This window comes from Actinoplanes sp. CA-252034, assembly GCF_050956125.1.
GTDB lineage: Bacteria > Actinomycetota > Actinomycetes > Mycobacteriales > Micromonosporaceae > Actinoplanes.
The window spans coordinates 3,594,976-3,610,174 of the sequence record NZ_CP191846.1 but is presented as its reverse complement, the minus strand read 5'-3'; the positions used below and the strand labels follow the sequence as shown (position 1 = coordinate 3,610,174).

The following is a 15,199-nucleotide window of genomic DNA, read 5'->3' as shown; positions in this document are numbered from 1 at the left end:
GGAACCGCCTGGAGGACACCATGGGCACGATTCACATCGACCTGTTCGCGACGCTCGACCTGGTGGGACAGGCACCGGGCGGGCCGGACGAGGATCCGGAGGGTGGCTTCCCGTTCGGGGGCTGGCAGGCGCCGCTGTTCGACGAGGCGGGTGGGGAGCAGGTCGGCGCCGGGATGCGAGGGCTGGACGCTCTGCTGCTGGGCCGCAAGACCTACGACATCTTCGCCGCATACTGGCCGCGGCAGGAGGACGGCGTCGACGGCGGGATCGCCACCCTGTTCAACAGCGTGCCGAAGTACGTCGCGTCACGTGGCAAGCCGGACCTGGGGTGGGAGGGCTCCACGCTGCTCGGCCCGGACCTGGCGCAGGCGGTCCACGAGATCCGCGACCGGCACGAGAAGATCCACGTGATCGGCAGCCTCGACCTGGTGCAGAGCCTGCTGCGGGAGCGGCTGTTCGACCGGTTCGACCTGTGGCTGCACCCGGTCCTGCTGGGCACCGGCAAGAAGGTGTTCGACGGCGGCGTGGTGCCGGCGAACCTGACGCTGGTCGCGCCGCCGTTCACCACACCGAAGGGCTCGGTGCTCCTGCGCTACGCCCTGGCCGAGGGCACCCCGACCACCGGCGACATGTCAGCGAGAGGCTGATCCCGCCGGCCCCGGGCCCGGACGGCTCCGACCGCTGTCTCACGGCGCTCGAGACAGCGGTCGGAGCGATCAGGCCGGGTGGTCCTGCATGGCCTGCCAGATACGGTCGGCGGTGTAGGGCAGCTCGGTGAGACGGATGCCGATGGCGTCACGGAGGGCGTTTCCCAAGGCCGGAGAGACCGGGTTGTACGGCGACTCGCTCATCGACTTGGCGCCGAGCGGCCCGATCGCGTCCGTGGTCCGGGCGAAGTGCACCTCCGTCTCCGGGATGTCGGCGAACGTGGGCAGGTGGTACTGCCGGAACGCGGCCGTGGTGACCCGCCCGGCCGCGTCGACGTCGACGTGCTCGGCGAGGGTGGCGCCGATCGCCTGGGCCACGCCACCCTCGATCTGGCCACGGAGCTGGAGCGGGTTCATCACGGTCCCGGCGTCGGCGCTGTGCACGGAACGCAGGATCCGCAGCTCACCGGTGTCCGGGTCGACGGCCACGCGGAACCACTGGGCGTTGAACGCGACCGACCGGGGCGTGCCGTCGAAGTGGCCGCTCCCGGAGAGCGGGGCGATCGCGGTCAGGCTGATCCCGGCGACACTGTCGGCGGTGAGGCAGCCGATCTCGGAGGGGGTGCGCTCGGCTGCGGCGAGGATGCGCGCACGCAGCGCACGGCAGGCACGCAGGACGGCCTCACCGGCGACGACGACACCGGTGGAGGCGAACGCGCCGGTGTCGTGGCCGACCACGTCGGTGTCGGACTGGCGGACGATCACCCGGTCGGGGGTGGTGCGGAGCGCGTCGGCGACGATCTGGGTGTGCACGGTGGTGCTGCCGTTGCCGAACTCGGCGGTGCCGACGGCCAGCTCGTAGCGCCCGTCGGGCAGCAGGGTGACGCGGGCGTCGGCGAAGTGGCCGCCGGGTGGGCCGGCCGCGATCATGGCGATGGCCATCCCCTCGCCGACGAGCCAGCCGTCGGGAGCCGTGTCCGTGGTAGCCGACGCCGCGCGCATCCGGTCGAGGCACTGGTCGAGGCCGTAGCTGGCGATCCCGAGGTCGGGCACGTGCGCGCCGGGGGCGGTCAGGTCGTCGCCGGGCCGGACCACGTTGATCTCCCGGAACGTGACCGGATCCATGTCGATCATGCGGGCGAGCTCGTCCAGGACCTGCTCGACGGCGAAGGTGACCTGGCCCAGGCCGTAGCCACGGAACGCTCCGGCCGGAACGGTGTTGGTGTAGACGGTGTGCGCGTCGGTCCGGATGTTCGCGCACCGGTAGACGGCGACGGTCTCGTGACAGCCGTGGTGCATGACGGAGGGACCGTGATTGCCGTAGGCGCCGGTATCGACCAGCACGGTCAACTGCAGGGCGGTGATCGTCCCGTCGGCACGGGCGCCCGCCTTGACCGTGATGACGAACGGATGCCGCGTGGTGGCCGCCGTGAACTGCTCGGCTCGGGTGTACTCCCACTTGACCGGCCGGCCGGTACGCAGCACGGCCATCGCCACCAGGTCCTCGACGAGCATCTCCTGCTTGCCGCCGAACCCGCCGCCGACCCGTCCCGCGACGACCCGGACCCGGTCGCGTGACAGCCCGAACAGGCGCGACAGGGCCCGCCTGGTCAGGAACGGCGTCTGCGTGCTGGACCTGATCACCAGGCGGTCGTCCTCGTCGAGCCAGCCGACCGCGCCGTGCGTCTCCAGGGCGGCGTGCTGCACCCGCGGCGTCCGGAACGTCGCCTCGTACACGGCGTCGGCGGCGGCGAACCCGGCCCCGACGTCACCGATCCCGGCGTGCAACTCCCCCACCACGTTGGCGTCGGCGCGCACGATGCCCTCGGCGATCCCCTTGTCCGCGTGCACCAGCGGCGCGCCCGGCAGCATCGCCCGCTCCGGGTCGATCACCGCGGGCAGCACCTCGTACTCCACCCGCAGCCGGCGCACGCCCTCCTCGGCGGCGGCCTCGGACGTGGCGATCACGGCGGCGACCCGCTGGCCGACGAAGCGCACGATCTCGTCGAGGACCCGCGTGTCGTACGGATCCTCGGACTCGTTCTCGTGCTGGGCCGTGGAGAACAGCCGGTCGGGCGCGTCCTTGTGGGTGAGCACCGCCTCCACCCCGGGCACGGCGAGAGCGTCGGACGTGTCGATCGACAGGATCCGGGCGTGGGCGTGCGGTGAGCGCAGCACGGTGAGGTGCAGCAGGCCGGGGACGTCGACGTCGAAGGTGTAGCGGGCGGTTCCGGTGACCACCTGTGGTCCGGCGGGGGCGGCGAGGCTCGATCCGACGGCGGCGCCCGCTGCCGGGCATACGGCCGACGGCCTGCCGTTGACGGCATCGGTGATGGCGCGATAGCCCGTACATCTGCAGAGGTTGCCCTTGAGGGATCGCGGCAGGTCGGCACGCTGATCGTCGGTGAGGGACGCGGTCGTCATGATCATGCCGGCAGTGCAGAAGCCGCACTGGAAGCCCTGCGCGTCGAGGAAGCCCTGCTGCACCGGATGCAGCCCCGACGGACCGGCGAGGCCCTCGATCGTCGTCACGCTGCGTCCCTGCGCGCGGAAGGCCGGGTAGACGCAGGAGTGGACCGGCTCACCGTCGACGTGCACGGTGCACGCTCCGCAGTCGCCGGCGTCGCAGCCCTTCTTGACCCCGAAGCAGCCCTCCTCGCGCAGGTAGGTGCGCAGGCACTGGCCGGGCAGCGGGGTGCGGTCGTGCGGTGTTCCGTTGATCTCGATGGTCATGTGCGTTGCCTTCCTGCCGGCCGCCGGGTGCAGCCGGAAGCACCTGTCAGAGCGCGAGCTCGGCGCGGATCTGTTGCGCGTGGTGGTGGGTGAGATGCCGTCGCCAGGCCGGTCGACCGTGCACGTCGTCGACGTAGCCGGAAGCCGGAATCGTCTCGATCGCCGCCTCGATCTCGGCCGCCGACGGCGGCGAGGCGAAACGGAAGACGTGCGGGCGGCTCGTCGAGGCGGTCACCGTCAGTGACACGGCGCCGTCGGGATCGGCCCGGCCGATCAGCAGGGCGGCCGAGCGGCCATGACGATGCAGGGATCCTCTGCGGTACGCCGTGCGTGCCCCCAGCGGACCGGAGGGAAGGTGGATCGCCCGCAGGAGCTCCCCGTCGCGCAGCACGGTCGTCTCCTCGCCTGTCACGAAGTCGGCGGCCGGCACCCGCCGCTCGCCACCGTCCGGCCCGACCAGCACACATGTCCCGTCGAGGGCGACGCTCAGCGAGATCATCGGGCCGGCCGGGAGCGCGGCGCAGAGGTTGCCGCCGACCGTGGCCACGTTCCAGATCTTGAACGAGGCCAGGAACGCGTCGCAGCACTGCAGCACGATCGGGTACCGCCCCAGCTGGTCGGCGAGCTCGGCGATGGTGCAGGTGGCCGCGATCTCGACGCCCTCGTCACGGATGGTGACCGGCGGCCAGCCGGCGGCGGTCAGGTCGAGGAGCCGGGTGATGTGCGGGCGGGGCTCGCCGAGAAGGGCGGTCCCCCCGGCCAGCCAGGCGTCGCCGGGCCGCCACTGACCGGGCCGGGCGGGGCTGATCACTTCGGTGACGGTGTGCAGATCCACGAAGTCACGCTACGCGTCTCATGTTTCCGTTCTCAGCGATCTTCCCAGCCGGATGCTCCCGACCGCCTCGAGCCCGCCGGCCCCGCCTGCGGCGCCCATCACCGCAGGCGAGGTGCGTCACGGGTTCCCGAATCGTCCCTCGGTAAACGGTTCGTCCCCCGAAGGACACGGAGCCCGCCACCGGGTGGGTCAGAGCGCCGCCGTGCCGGACGAGCGGGTCAGACGTGGGCGGGTGAGCGCGGCTCCGCCGGGGCCGGGCAGGCCGGCAGGGTGAAGGTGAAGGTCGTGCCGCGACCGACCACCGACTGCACGGCGACGGTCCCACCGTGGTCGCGGATGATGTCCCGGACGATGGCCAGTCCCAGGCCCGGCCCCTGGACGGCCTGGTCCATGGCGTTGCCGGCCCGGTGGAACGGGGTGAACAGGCCCGGCACGTCCTCGGCGGGGATGCCGATTCCGGTGTCGGTGACCGAGACGGAGATCAAACGGGTGTCGGCGGTGAGCCGGCAGTCGACGCTGCCACCGGCGGGCGTGAACTTGATCGCGTTCTCCATCAGCTTGCGCAGGGCACGCTGCAGCTGGGTCCGGTCGCCACGCACCCAGCCCTCGTCGGCCTCGAACGTGACGGTGAGGTCCTTCGCCCGGGCCGCGTTGGCCAGCTCGTCGCGCACCAGGCGGGTGAGGGAGGACAGGTCGAGGGCCTCGGTGCGTACGGTCGTGTCCTGGTCCGGCCGGTCGAGCAGGATCAGGTCGCCGATGGTCTCGTGCAGGCGGTGGGCGTTGCGCAGGATCGCGTTGAGCGCGCGCTGCTGCAGCGTGGTGAGGCTGCCGCCGTCCTCGTCGGTGATCATCTCGGTGTAGCCGAGGATGCTGGTCAGCGGCGTGCGCAACTCGTGGGTGACGGTCTGGATGAAGACGTCCTTGCGCTGGTCGAGGATCCGCAGCTCGGTGATCAGGCGCGCCTGCTTGTCCTGGACGCCGAGCCGGTGCAGGGCCCGTTCGATCTCGCGGACCACGCCGGCCAGCAGGCGCTGCTCGTCCTCGGTCCACACCGGCGCGCCGGGGCGGTGGGCGCGCAGGTATCCGGGCCGGCCGCCGTCCTCCCCGCCGACCGTGAGCCAGACGCTGCCGTCGGGGCGGACACGCAGGTGCCCGGGGTGGCCGGCGAGCGTCTCGGCGATCTGGTCGCCGGGTGCGTCCGGCGCGTCGGACGGCCAGCGGGCGTGCAGCCTGCCGGCGCCGGGGAGCTCCAGCTCGCTGTGCACGGCGACCGCGCCGACCGCGACGGCGACGAGCTCGGCGACGCGGCGGCCGGTGGCTGCGGGGTCGGAGGTCTCCTGCATCTCGGCGGCGACGGCCTGCCGGAGCCCGGCCCGGGCGGCGCGGGCCTTCTCGGCGGCGAGGAGGGTCTCGGTCTGCGCGGCGAGGTCGTTGAGGGCTTCCACGACGGTACGCAGCTCCTCCGCCCCGGCCGGTTCGGCCCGTGCCGAGCGGTCGCCCTCGGCGAGCCGGCGGATGGTCATGCCGAGCCGTGCGAGCGGGACGAGCAGTTCGCGTCGTCCCGTGCGGGCCACCGACACACCGATGATCATGATGGCGGCGACGAGGACGGCGGCCGCCAGCTCGAGGGCGGTACGGGTCGAGGCGCGAGCCTCCCGCACGCGCAGTCGTTCCCGTTCGACGGCGTCCGCGACGGCCCCGTTGGCCAGCCGGAACTCGTCGAACAGCCCCTTGCCGCGCACGGCGCGGTTGGTGTCGCCGTCGGGCACTCCGGCGGCGACGATGGGGGCCGCGTAGCCGTCGAGCCAGGCGTGCACGGCCTCGCGTTCCCGGGCGAGCAGGCGTTCGGCCCCATCCCCGTCGACGTGCCGGGCGAGGTCGTCGAGGGACACCAGGGCCGCGGTCCAACCGTTCTCGTACGGCTCGAGGAAGGCGCGCTCGCCGGTGAGCTGGAAGCCGCGTACCCCGGTCTCGGCGTCGGTCATCCGCTGCAGGATCTGGTCGTTGGCGATCTCGGCGCGGCCGGCCCGGTCGGCCTCCTGCTCGTGCCGGGCATGCAGCCGGCCGCCGACGCCGAACTGCAGCGCCAGCAGCACCATGAACAGGATGAGCAGCCCGCAGAAGCCGACGTTGAGGCGGCGCTGCACGCTCATCGGCGGCGGTCCTCGCGGGCGGTCATGCCTCTCCGTTCGGCAGGTCGGTGCCGTGACCTAAGTCTCCTCCCTACCAATTCACTTCGTTACTCATCCGCAATAAACCAAGCCTTGCGTACCGGGGGTAACGGGTAACTGGCCAGCTTCGATCCTAATGTCGGAAATTTCGGACAGGTGAGTGGCGGACATCACGGTGCGTCATGTTGATCTAGTGACTTGGGTTACTGACCGGTAAATCAAGCCCTTGTAGTCGAGGCCCGGGAGCGGCAACATTTCCGGCACATTACGACCGCGACCATCGATGTGCCTCGCTGCGCAAGTCGCCGGTCGACCATCCATGAGGAGGTTCCGTGGAGGATGCGCAAAACGCTCCGGCGTACGGGCGCACCAACTGGCGCCGGTTCGCGGTCGCGGTGGGCGTGCCGACTGTGGTCGCGGCCGGGCTGGTCCTGGCCCTGGCCGAGGGTGCCCTGGCTGCGAACTTCACCGTGGCCGGCAAGCAGTTCAAACTGTCCGCGGACAAGCTGGTGGGCAACGGCTTCACCCAGTACAGCGGCGAACTGCCGACCGACGACAAGGAGAGCTTCCCGAACGGCAAGATCCCGGCGGCGATGTCCGGCATCCGCAGCGCCGACCTGTGGGGCCTCTGCCAGTCGGTCGCGGTCGGGCCGGTGACCCTGCGTATCGAGGCAGGCGACGATCCCGAACGTCCGGTGCACGCCGACGACCTGCTGATCGGCATGTCCACCCTCGGGGGCGACGCCACCTTCGAGCAGATGCAGATCGGCCTGGACGGGTCGACCCTCAACCGGGACGAGGCCGACAGCCACGGCGCGCCCCTCTCCTTCGGCCAGCAGGCCAAGAAGGTGACCATCAACGGCCTGCGCCAGGAGGCGTACTACACCTCGGCCTCCACGTTCACCCTCAACGGCATGAGCCTCAAGCTGCACATCGGCGGCTCGCACGAGTGCTTCTACGACGAGGACTGACATCGATCCACCGGGCTCGCGGGGCACTGTTCCGCGAGCCCGTCGCTCTGAGGTGACTGGGAGGCTCGGCGTGGCTACGGAGAACATCCGGGACAGGTTCCGGCGGTGGCGGCGCGGCCGGCCGTACTGGGGTGGGCTCTTCCTGGTGCTGTCCGGGATCGAGATGTTCGGCAGCGCGAACATGGAGCTCGACAACATCCAGATCCACATCGGGCCACAGGGCTTCTACTCGTACCTCCTGCCGGTCATGATGATCGCCGCCGGGATCCTGGCCTGGTTCTCCCCGGCGCAGCGCGTGTTCTACGGCGTGATCGGGATCATCACGGCGCTGTACTCGTTCATCGGCCTCAACCTGGGCGGCTGGATCGCCGGGATGCTGCTCGGCATCGTCGGCGGCGCGCTGGTGATCGCATGGGGGCCGCCCCGGGCAGTGGCGAAGCCCGCCGTGGACCAGCCGGCCGAGGAGATCGGTGAGCAGCCGCCCGGCCCCGCGGGGGCGCACCGCACGGCGCTGCTCATCATCGCGCCGCTGCTGCTGGCCACCAGCGTGATGGTCGCCGGCAACCGGCCCGCACAGGCCGCCGACTGCCCCGAGGGCCTGCCCTCGCGCAAGGCCTCGCCGAGCGCGAGCGCGAGCACCACGCCGGCCGCGAGGGTCAAGCCGAAGCCGAAGCCGACGGCGACGAAGACCACGAGCGCGGCGCCGGGCACGTCCGCCACGACGCCGCCGAGCAAGTCCGCCTCAGCGTCGCCGACCGGGACCGGCAGCGAGAACCCGGTGCTCGACGGCATCAACGACTTCTGGGAGGGCGTCGGCGACTTCTTCGGCATCGGCGGCGAGGAAGAGGAGGAGCCCGCGCCCTCCCCGAGCGGCACACCGGGCACCGCACCGAGCGTCACGCCCTCGAAGACGACCGCGGCGCCCGCGCCGTCGGCCCCGTCTCCGTCGACCTCGCCCAGCGCGAGCGCGAGCGCCACCCGCAAGCCGGAGGAGATCCCCTGCCTGGGCGCCCGGCAGATGAACGTGCTGGCCGACGACGCGGGCCTTCCGCTGGCCGGGGCGAAGCCGGGCGTGGTCAGGGCCGCCTCGATCACCATGTACAACTCGTCCTACGACGGCGTGGCCGAGGTGCCCACCGGCAACGGACCGGTCAGGTCCCTGAAGTTCACCATGGACAAGGTGGTGAACAAGCCGTTCAGCCTCACCATCGACGAGCCGGGTGACGCGGTCACCGTGATCGAGAGCGGCGAGCTGATCCTGGACGGCAACGTCGAGTTCTACAGCCCCACCTTCAAGGGCAAGCTGTTCGGGCTGATCCCGGTCACGTTCACCCCGGAGCAGCCGCCTCCGCTGACCCTGCCGGTGCTCTGGTTCACCGACGTCACCCTGGACCTGGCCTACGTCAGCTCCGACGTGCTCACCGCCAAGCCGCTCGACATCGCCGAGAACTGACACCCCGCGGGAGGGGACGCGCGGCGGCGCCGGTCTGCGCGCAGGGCGGGTGGCGGCCTACGCTGGACGGCGTCCCGCAAGCCCGTCACCGAGAGGATCCGACCGTGTGCCGGAGCATCCACCAGCTGCACAACTTCGAGCCGCCGGCCACTCCGGACGAGGTCCACGCGGCCGCTCTGCAGTATGTGCGGAAGATCGCCGGGACCACCCGGCCGTCGCAGGCCAACCAGGCCGCCTTCGATCAGGCCGTCGCCGCGGTCCAGGCGGCCACCGAGGAACTGCTCGCCGCCCTGGTGACCACCGCCGCGCCCCGTGACCGCGAGGTCGAGGCGGCGAAGGCCCGGGCCCGCGCCGAACGCCGTTACGCTTCCTGACAAGGGGGCCGAAACGATCGGCGGCATCGTCCGTTCGGACGACTGCCGCGCATTTCGTGAACGCCGGATTTTCCGGGCCGTGATGATTGGCTCACGCATTCAGGGACCTTCCTGAAATTGTCGAACCAATCGCACTAAACCAAGGAGAATCGTCATGGCTATTTCGCGTACCCGTTTCCTGCCGCTGCGCGCCGCTGCGGCAACCGCACTGGCCACGGCCGTGGTGACGGCCGGTCTCGCCGCTCCGGCCCAGGCCGATCCGCGCGTATTCACCGCCAAGATCACGATCGACAATCAGACCCGGGAATCCTTCGAGCTCCTTTCCTACGACGTCACCGAGGGCGAGAACGTCACGAGTCCCAACGAAACCATCCCGGGCAAATCATCGGACTGGTTCAAGTCCACGGCCAATGTGGACCAGGGCGGCACCTCGGGCAGCGTCAAATACACGGCGTCCGGCGGCGGACAGCTCGTCATCTACTGGTCGAACCCGTACGAGGAGCCGAACACCTCCGACTGCTTCGTGCCGGAGGGCCTGTCCTGCTCGATCTCGGACAACGGCGTCTACGAGACCGAGATGACGTTCACGATCACCAACGCCTGACCCCCCTTCATCGACACACATCTCGGTAAGCTCCTCCAGGAAAGCGCATTCCTGGAGGTGGATGATGCACATCGTGTCAGCGTTGATCGCTGCGACACTCGCACTCCCGACGGCCGGCGTCCCCGGGTCCCCACAGGGCCCGCCGGGCACGACGGCACGTCCGATCCTGTCGGCCGAGGAGGCCGGGCCGTACGTGCCGGAGAACTATCTGGGTCTCTCCGGCACGTACGCCGCTCCCGTCGCCGACCCGTGGCAGCCCCGGCCGGTCCGCATCCCGCACCGGCCCGACCTGGTGGTCGGCCCGCACGGCTACGCGACCGTCCAGGAGGCGGTCGACGCCGCCTACCGGGCCGGTGGCACCGCCCGCCGGTGGATCGCCGTGAAGCCCGGCACCTACACCGGCACGGTCTTCATCCCGGCCGGCTCTCCCCCACTGACCGTCTACGGCGCGGGCCGGGCGCGGGACGTCCGGCTCGAGTTCACCATCGACGCCACGGTCACCCCGGCCCAGTGGGCGGCGCAGGTCAACGCGGACGGCCGCTACGCCGAGGGCGACCCGGCCTGGCCGATGTACCGCTCGTGCGCGACGAAGACGAGCGCCACCGCCGGGCTCTGCGCCACCGTCGTCTGGGCACAGAGCACCGACCTGCAGCTGAAGAACCTGACCATCACCAACACGCTGCTGGACACCGTGGACCGGGGCACCCATCAGGCGCTCGCCCTGCGGACCGACGCCGACCGTACCCAGTTGGAGGGCCTGCGGCTGATCAGCCGCCAGGACACCCTGCTCGCCAACGCCGACGACGTCGACCGGATCGCGCGGGTGTCGGTGCGCGACACCTACGTCGAGGGTGACACCGACTTCGTCTTCGGGCGGGCCGCGGCCGTCTTCACCGATTGCACGTTCCGTCTCGTCTCCAGCCGCAAGCCGTCCGGCGGTGTCGTCTTCGCTCCCAACACGCATCCCGGACACCCGTACGGGTTCCTGGTCACCCGCTCCCGGATCGTCGCCGACGACGCCTATGCCGCGGCACCCACCGGACGGCTCGGGCGGGCCTGGGACCAGGGCGCGAGCGCCACCGGATATCTGCCCGGCATCACCCCCAACGGGCAGCTCGTGATCCGCGACAGCCACCTCGGCGCCGGCTTCGACACCGCCGCCCCGTGGGCGCCGGCCGCCACCACGGCCCGCCCGTTCTCCGCCCCGATCGAGGTCGGGCGCGACCTTTCCGACGTCAACCGCAACCGTCTCTGGGAGTACGCCAACCACGGCCCCTCCGCCGCCTGACCCGATGGTGGGCATCCCCGCCTCCTAACGCGGTACGGCGCGGAACCACCCGTCGCGGTCGGACGGGTCGGGTCCGCGCCGCCGCATCACCGGCGTGTCCTCGCCGGTGACCGGCGCGTAGTGGTCGAAACGGGCGGTCAGCACCGCCTCGCCCCCGGTCAGGTCGGGCAGCGCGGACACCACCTGCGGCACCCGCGACGACGCGATGACCCCGCTCATCTCGAGGTAGCCGCCGGCCGTCGCGGTGTCGGAGACGACCGCCCCGGCCCGGCCGAGCAGCGCCGTCACCACGTCGGCCACCTGGTGCGGCAGGTTCACGTCGAACCGCTCGACCGGATGGCACACCCTGGTCCGGGCGGTCCGCAGCGCCGCCGCCACCACGACCGGCGCGAGATGACGGAAGTCGCCGGCCACGCTGGAGATCGACTTGTCGAACTTCTGGTGCGGCCGGCTCTGCCGCGGGCAGTACTGCGACGACGTCATGGTCACCGTGCAGTCGGTCACCGGCCAGCCGTGCCGGCCCTGCCGCAGCGCGGCGCGCACCCCCTCCTCGGTGGCGGCGATGAACGCCGGGGGCAGCCGCCCGGGCTCGATGCCGGGCCGGAACTCGATGCCGTGCCCCGCCGGTGCGGCGTCGATCCGCAGACCGATCCCGGCGAGGTACGGGTTCCCGCGCTCCCGGATCCGCTCCTCGGCCGCTCCGGAGCCGGCCACCCGCTCGATGCAGGCGGTCAGCGTGCCGGAGAACCGCACCGCCACGCCGTACCGGTCCTCCAGCAGCGCCGCGATCACCTCCTTCTGCACCTCGCCGTGCAGCCGGATCACCGCCTGTTCCTGCTGCTCGTCGAGTCGGAGGTCGACCAGCGGATCCTCGTCGGCCAGCTCGGTCAGCCCGGCGAACAGGGCCAGCCGCCGGGCCGGGTCGACCGGCTCGACGAGCGCCTGCCGGGTCGGTGGCGGGAACCGGTAGAGCCGGCGTCCCGGCGGGTCGCCGACGTGCTGGCCGATCCGGGCGGACAGCCCGCGGACGGCGGCGATCTGTCCGGCCGCCGCCGACCGGCGCACCAGGACGCCGTCCGGCTCGCTGACCGCGATCTGGGTGACGGTCTGCGGACGGGCCCCGCCGAGGTCCACCCGGTCCCGCACGCTCAGGCGCCCCGACCACAGCCGCAGCCAGGCCCGGCGCCCGTGACCGTCCCGGTCGACGGCGAAGACCGTTCCCGCGAGGGGACCGTCTCGTTCGTCACTGCGCGGCAGCAGGTCGGACAGGATGTGGCGCAGCTGGGGCACGCCGGCGCCGGTGATGGCCGAGCCGCACACCACCGGGCTGAGCCGGGCGTCGCGCACCGCCCGCCGGACCGCCCGGCGCACGTCACGCGCCCGTATCGGTGCGCCGGCCAGCCACTTCTCCGCGATGGCGTCGTCAGCCTCGGCCACCGCGGCCACCACCGGCTCGGCGTCGAGACGCGTCGCGCGTACCACCGCATCGGGGTCGCCCTGCCCGTCGACCTTCGTGAGGGACACCGGGGAGGTGGCCAGCCGGCGGCGGATCTGATCGGTCACCTTGTCGACGTCGGCGCCGCGCCGGTCCACCTTGTTGACGAAGAAGAGCGTGGGCACGCCGATGCGCCGCAGCGCCCGCCAGATGGCGACGGTCTGCGGTTGGACACCCTCCACGGCGGACACCACGAGAACGGCGGCGTCGAGCACGGCCAGGGACCGCTCGACCTCGGCGATGAAGTCGGGGTGGCCGGGGGTGTCGAGCAGGTTGACGGTGAGGTCACCGAGGCTGATCGAGGTGACGGCCGCGCGGATGGTGATGCCGCGCCGCCGCTCCAGCTCCATCGAGTCGGTGCGGGTGGTGCCGTCGTCGACGCTCCCGGGGCGGGACACGGCCCCGGCCTCGAACAGGAGGCGCTCGGTCAGGCTGGTCTTGCCGGCGTCAACATGGGCGACGATCCCGAGGTTCAACAATGCCAAAGCAGAACTCCACGGTAGGACGGTCAGGGGTCCGGAGCGTGGAAGCTGCTCGCATCGGTCTCTCCTCGTCTCGTGGGCTCTGCTGGGCACCACCCTGGCACGGCGATCCGGTCGCCGCCACCGATTTCGTATCCGCCCCCTCCGGCCGCCCGGCGGGCCTAGCCTGATGGGCATGTCGTACGTCGCCGCCCGTGACGGCCGCAAGAACCGCAGCGCCGCAACCCGGGCTCCCGCCATCCCCGACCGGATCGACGACCTGCACGGGCACAGTGTCGGTGTGCTCGAGGTGCCGCATCACATGGCCTGCGGGCATGCCAGCCGCCGCCGGTTCGAGCTAGAGGACCCGATCCAGGTGCGGCACGCCTACGAGCAGGTCCTGTGCGAGGCCGCGAACTGTGGCGAGGTGGAGGATCTGATCAACCCGGCCATGCTGCGCCGGGTGTGGCGTGACCTGCACCTGCCGGCCCGTGTCCGCGCGGCGTGGGAGACCCGGCATCCGGGCCTGCAGCGCCGCACCGTCAACCGCACGCCCGCGGTCGAGGCCGCTGCCGGGGGCGGCTTCGCGCGCCGCCGCCGGGCAGTGGCCTGAGCGTCAGGAGTAGCTGTAGCCCAGAGAGTTGATGTCACGGACCGCGAACGGTGTCCGTCCGGCGCCGAACGGCCGCATCATCTCGGTGTTGTCGATGACGCCCGAGGTGACCGCGGTCGGCCGGTAGGTGTCGATGCCACGATTGGTCTGCCACAGCCACCACAGCCGGTCGATCATGCAGTGGTGCAGCCAGAAGGCGGGGTCGTTGGGCGCCTCGCGGGTGGCCATGTGGCCACCGACGTAGTTGTGCACCCGGTTGTGCAGCTCGATCTCGTTGCGGTTGCGGTAGCTGTTCCACACCGTCGCGTTCCAGGGCGACTGGTCGTACACCTGGATGCCCTGAACGGTGCTGACCATCCCGCTGGTGGGCCGGCTCGCGCTCTGGCCGACCCGCCGCTGCAGGAAAGGAGTCTGGATGCTGCTGCGGTAGAGCGACCAGCCCCAGGACGGGCTGAAGTTGCCGCTGGACACGCTGCCGTTGGTGATCGCGCCGAGGAAGTCGGCGGTGAACGGGCCGGCCTGCCCGGTCCAGTCCCAGTACGGGATGAAGATGTTCGCGTTGCCGCTCACCGTCTGCAGGTCGATCTCCAGCAGGCGCAGGTATTCGCGGTGCCACGGGAAGAACGACGGCGACTGGTGCGCATGACTGATGTTGTCCTGCGTGTAGTTGAAGTAGGTGACGTGCTGATCGATGTACCAGTTGTAGTTCCGCCCGTTCACCGCGGTCGTCTTCAGCTGGCGCAGCGCATTGATGAATGCGGTCTTCTCCGCGCCGGTCATCGCGGTGATGTTCTTGCGTACGGCCATGGTGAGTCGCCTTTCCTCGAGTCCGTCAGTGACCGTGCTCTTGCGCGGCCGAGTCGGCCAGATCGCTGTCGCCGAGGATGTCGACGACCTTGCGGGCGAGCTTGCGCAGTCCCTCACGGTTCCGGCTGGTGTCGATCTCCACCGGGTCGTAGTGGTTCAGGGCGCTGATCCAGCCCTTCCCCACGTACGGCGGCGATCCGTCGGCCGGCACGAACAGCGTCTCGATCTCGGTGAGCGCGAGCCGCTTGTTGTTGATCATCAGCTCGTTGCGGCCCCGGAGATTGTGCAGACCACGGATCTTCTTGCCCTTGAACAGCTCGTCGAAGTCCCGCGGGTCCAGCGGGTTCTTGATCCCACCCACCACGTTCTTGAGTGGGTCCAGCCCGGGCGGCGGGTCGGCGCTCGCCAGCTCCTGACCGGCCACCACGGCCGTGGCTGCGGTCACCGCTCCGGCGGCGCCGTAGCGCAGGACATCACGACGGTTCGTCTTCGCCATACAGAAAACCTCGTCCTCGAAATGGAAAACAGGTCGGTAGACCTATTCAACCGAGGTGGGCCTCAATTCGTTTCGCCGTTGTCACCGAAAGGACTAAAAGGCCTGCCGTCCGGCGTTTCCTAACGGGCGACAATCGTTCTCCCGGAGTACGGTCACGAGTAGCGCAATCATTTTCCGCAAACGTCTATGAAAGTGGTCAGACAATGGAATCCATGCACCACGGCAAACGATCGGCGAACCGCCGGGGATAC

Annotated in this window: 13 protein-coding genes; 7 read left to right on the top strand and 6 right to left on the bottom strand. The window is 70.9% G+C overall.

The features are described from left to right. Positions 1-20 precede the first annotated feature (20 nt). Complete coding sequence (locus ACQPZW_RS16180; RefSeq protein WP_433795697.1) at positions 21-647, top strand: dihydrofolate reductase family protein; 627 nt, start codon at positions 21-23, stop codon at positions 645-647. Between the two features lie 69 nt (positions 648-716). On the opposite strand, the gene ACQPZW_RS16175 is transcribed toward ACQPZW_RS16180, so the two are convergent. The 3 genes from ACQPZW_RS16175 to ACQPZW_RS16165 all read right to left on the bottom strand — a co-directional run bounded on the left by ACQPZW_RS16175 (position 717) and on the right by ACQPZW_RS16165 (position 6,368). Continuing rightward, positions 717-3,380, bottom strand: coding sequence for a molybdopterin-dependent oxidoreductase (locus ACQPZW_RS16175; RefSeq protein ID WP_433795696.1), 2,664 nt, complete (start codon positions 3,378-3,380; stop codon positions 717-719). 46 nt (positions 3,381-3,426) lie between these two features. After that, positions 3,427-4,215, bottom strand: coding sequence for an FAD binding domain-containing protein (locus ACQPZW_RS16170; RefSeq protein ID WP_433795695.1), 789 nt, complete (start codon positions 4,213-4,215; stop codon positions 3,427-3,429). Positions 4,216-4,433: 218 nt separating this feature from the next. Then, complete coding sequence (locus ACQPZW_RS16165) at positions 4,434-6,368, bottom strand: ATP-binding protein (protein WP_433795694.1); 1,935 nt, start codon at positions 6,366-6,368, stop codon at positions 4,434-4,436. Positions 6,369-6,718: 350 nt separating this feature from the next. On the opposite strand from ACQPZW_RS16165, the gene ACQPZW_RS16160 reads away from it, so the two are divergent. The 5 genes from ACQPZW_RS16160 to ACQPZW_RS16140 all read left to right on the top strand — a co-directional run bounded on the left by ACQPZW_RS16160 (position 6,719) and on the right by ACQPZW_RS16140 (position 11,076). Then, on the top strand, positions 6,719-7,357 hold the full coding sequence (locus ACQPZW_RS16160; RefSeq protein WP_433795693.1) for a DUF6230 family protein: 639 nt from the start codon (positions 6,719-6,721) through the stop codon (positions 7,355-7,357). 70 nt (positions 7,358-7,427) lie between these two features. Beyond that, positions 7,428-8,810 (top strand): DUF6114 domain-containing protein, encoded by a 1,383-nt coding sequence (locus ACQPZW_RS16155; RefSeq protein WP_433795692.1) that lies wholly within the window; start codon positions 7,428-7,430, stop codon positions 8,808-8,810. 104 nt (positions 8,811-8,914) lie between these two features. Then, entirely contained in the window at positions 8,915-9,184 is a 270-nt protein-coding gene (locus ACQPZW_RS16150) for a DUF2277 domain-containing protein (RefSeq protein ID WP_433795691.1), read from the top strand. Between the two features lie 154 nt (positions 9,185-9,338). Further along, a complete protein-coding gene (locus tag ACQPZW_RS16145) occupies positions 9,339-9,788 on the top strand; it encodes a hypothetical protein (RefSeq protein ID WP_433795690.1) in 450 nt (149 codons plus the stop codon). A 64-nt stretch (positions 9,789-9,852) separates the two neighbouring features. Continuing rightward, positions 9,853-11,076 carry a putative acyl-CoA thioester hydrolase gene (locus tag ACQPZW_RS16140; RefSeq protein ID WP_433797554.1) on the top strand — a complete coding sequence of 408 codons (1,224 nt, stop codon included), beginning with the start codon at positions 9,853-9,855 and terminating at the stop codon, positions 11,074-11,076. Positions 11,077-11,100: 24 nt separating this feature from the next. Here ACQPZW_RS16140 and ACQPZW_RS16135 read toward each other — a convergent pair whose 3' ends face one another. After that, positions 11,101-13,056, bottom strand: coding sequence for a GTP-binding protein (locus ACQPZW_RS16135; protein WP_433795689.1), 1,956 nt, complete (start codon positions 13,054-13,056; stop codon positions 11,101-11,103). 172 nt (positions 13,057-13,228) lie between these two features. Between ACQPZW_RS16135 and ACQPZW_RS16130 the strand changes: the two genes are divergently transcribed. Then, positions 13,229-13,645 (top strand): hypothetical protein, encoded by a 417-nt coding sequence (locus tag ACQPZW_RS16130; RefSeq protein ID WP_433795688.1) that lies wholly within the window; start codon positions 13,229-13,231, stop codon positions 13,643-13,645. A 3-nt stretch (positions 13,646-13,648) separates the two neighbouring features. On the opposite strand, the gene ACQPZW_RS16125 is transcribed toward ACQPZW_RS16130, so the two are convergent. Further along, positions 13,649-14,452, bottom strand: a complete 804-nt coding sequence (locus ACQPZW_RS16125) for a tyrosinase family protein (protein WP_433795687.1) — start codon at positions 14,450-14,452, stop codon at positions 13,649-13,651. Positions 14,453-14,477: 25 nt separating this feature from the next. Further along, the gene (locus tag ACQPZW_RS16120; RefSeq protein WP_433795686.1) at positions 14,478-14,948 is read right to left on the bottom strand and encodes a tyrosinase family oxidase copper chaperone; all 471 of its coding nucleotides are present in this window, start codon (positions 14,946-14,948) and stop codon (positions 14,478-14,480) included. Between the last annotated feature and the right edge of the window lie 251 nt (positions 14,949-15,199).

Coding starts and splice junctions, on each gene's coding strand:
- ACQPZW_RS16180 (WP_433795697.1), top strand. CDS start 21: ATGGGCACGATTCACATCGACCTGTTCGCGACGCTCGACCTGGTGGGA.
- ACQPZW_RS16175 (WP_433795696.1), bottom strand. CDS start 3,380: ATGACCATCGAGATCAACGGAACACCGCACGACCGCACCCCGCTGCCC.
- ACQPZW_RS16165 (WP_433795694.1), bottom strand. CDS start 6,368: ATGAGCGTGCAGCGCCGCCTCAACGTCGGCTTCTGCGGGCTGCTCATC.
- ACQPZW_RS16145 (WP_433795690.1), top strand. CDS start 9,339: ATGGCTATTTCGCGTACCCGTTTCCTGCCGCTGCGCGCCGCTGCGGCA.
- ACQPZW_RS16140 (WP_433797554.1), top strand. CDS start 9,853: ATGCACATCGTGTCAGCGTTGATCGCTGCGACACTCGCACTCCCGACG.
- ACQPZW_RS16130 (WP_433795688.1), top strand. CDS start 13,229: ATGTCGTACGTCGCCGCCCGTGACGGCCGCAAGAACCGCAGCGCCGCA.
- ACQPZW_RS16125 (WP_433795687.1), bottom strand. CDS start 14,452: ATGGCCGTACGCAAGAACATCACCGCGATGACCGGCGCGGAGAAGACC.
- ACQPZW_RS16120 (WP_433795686.1), bottom strand. CDS start 14,948: ATGGCGAAGACGAACCGTCGTGATGTCCTGCGCTACGGCGCCGCCGGA.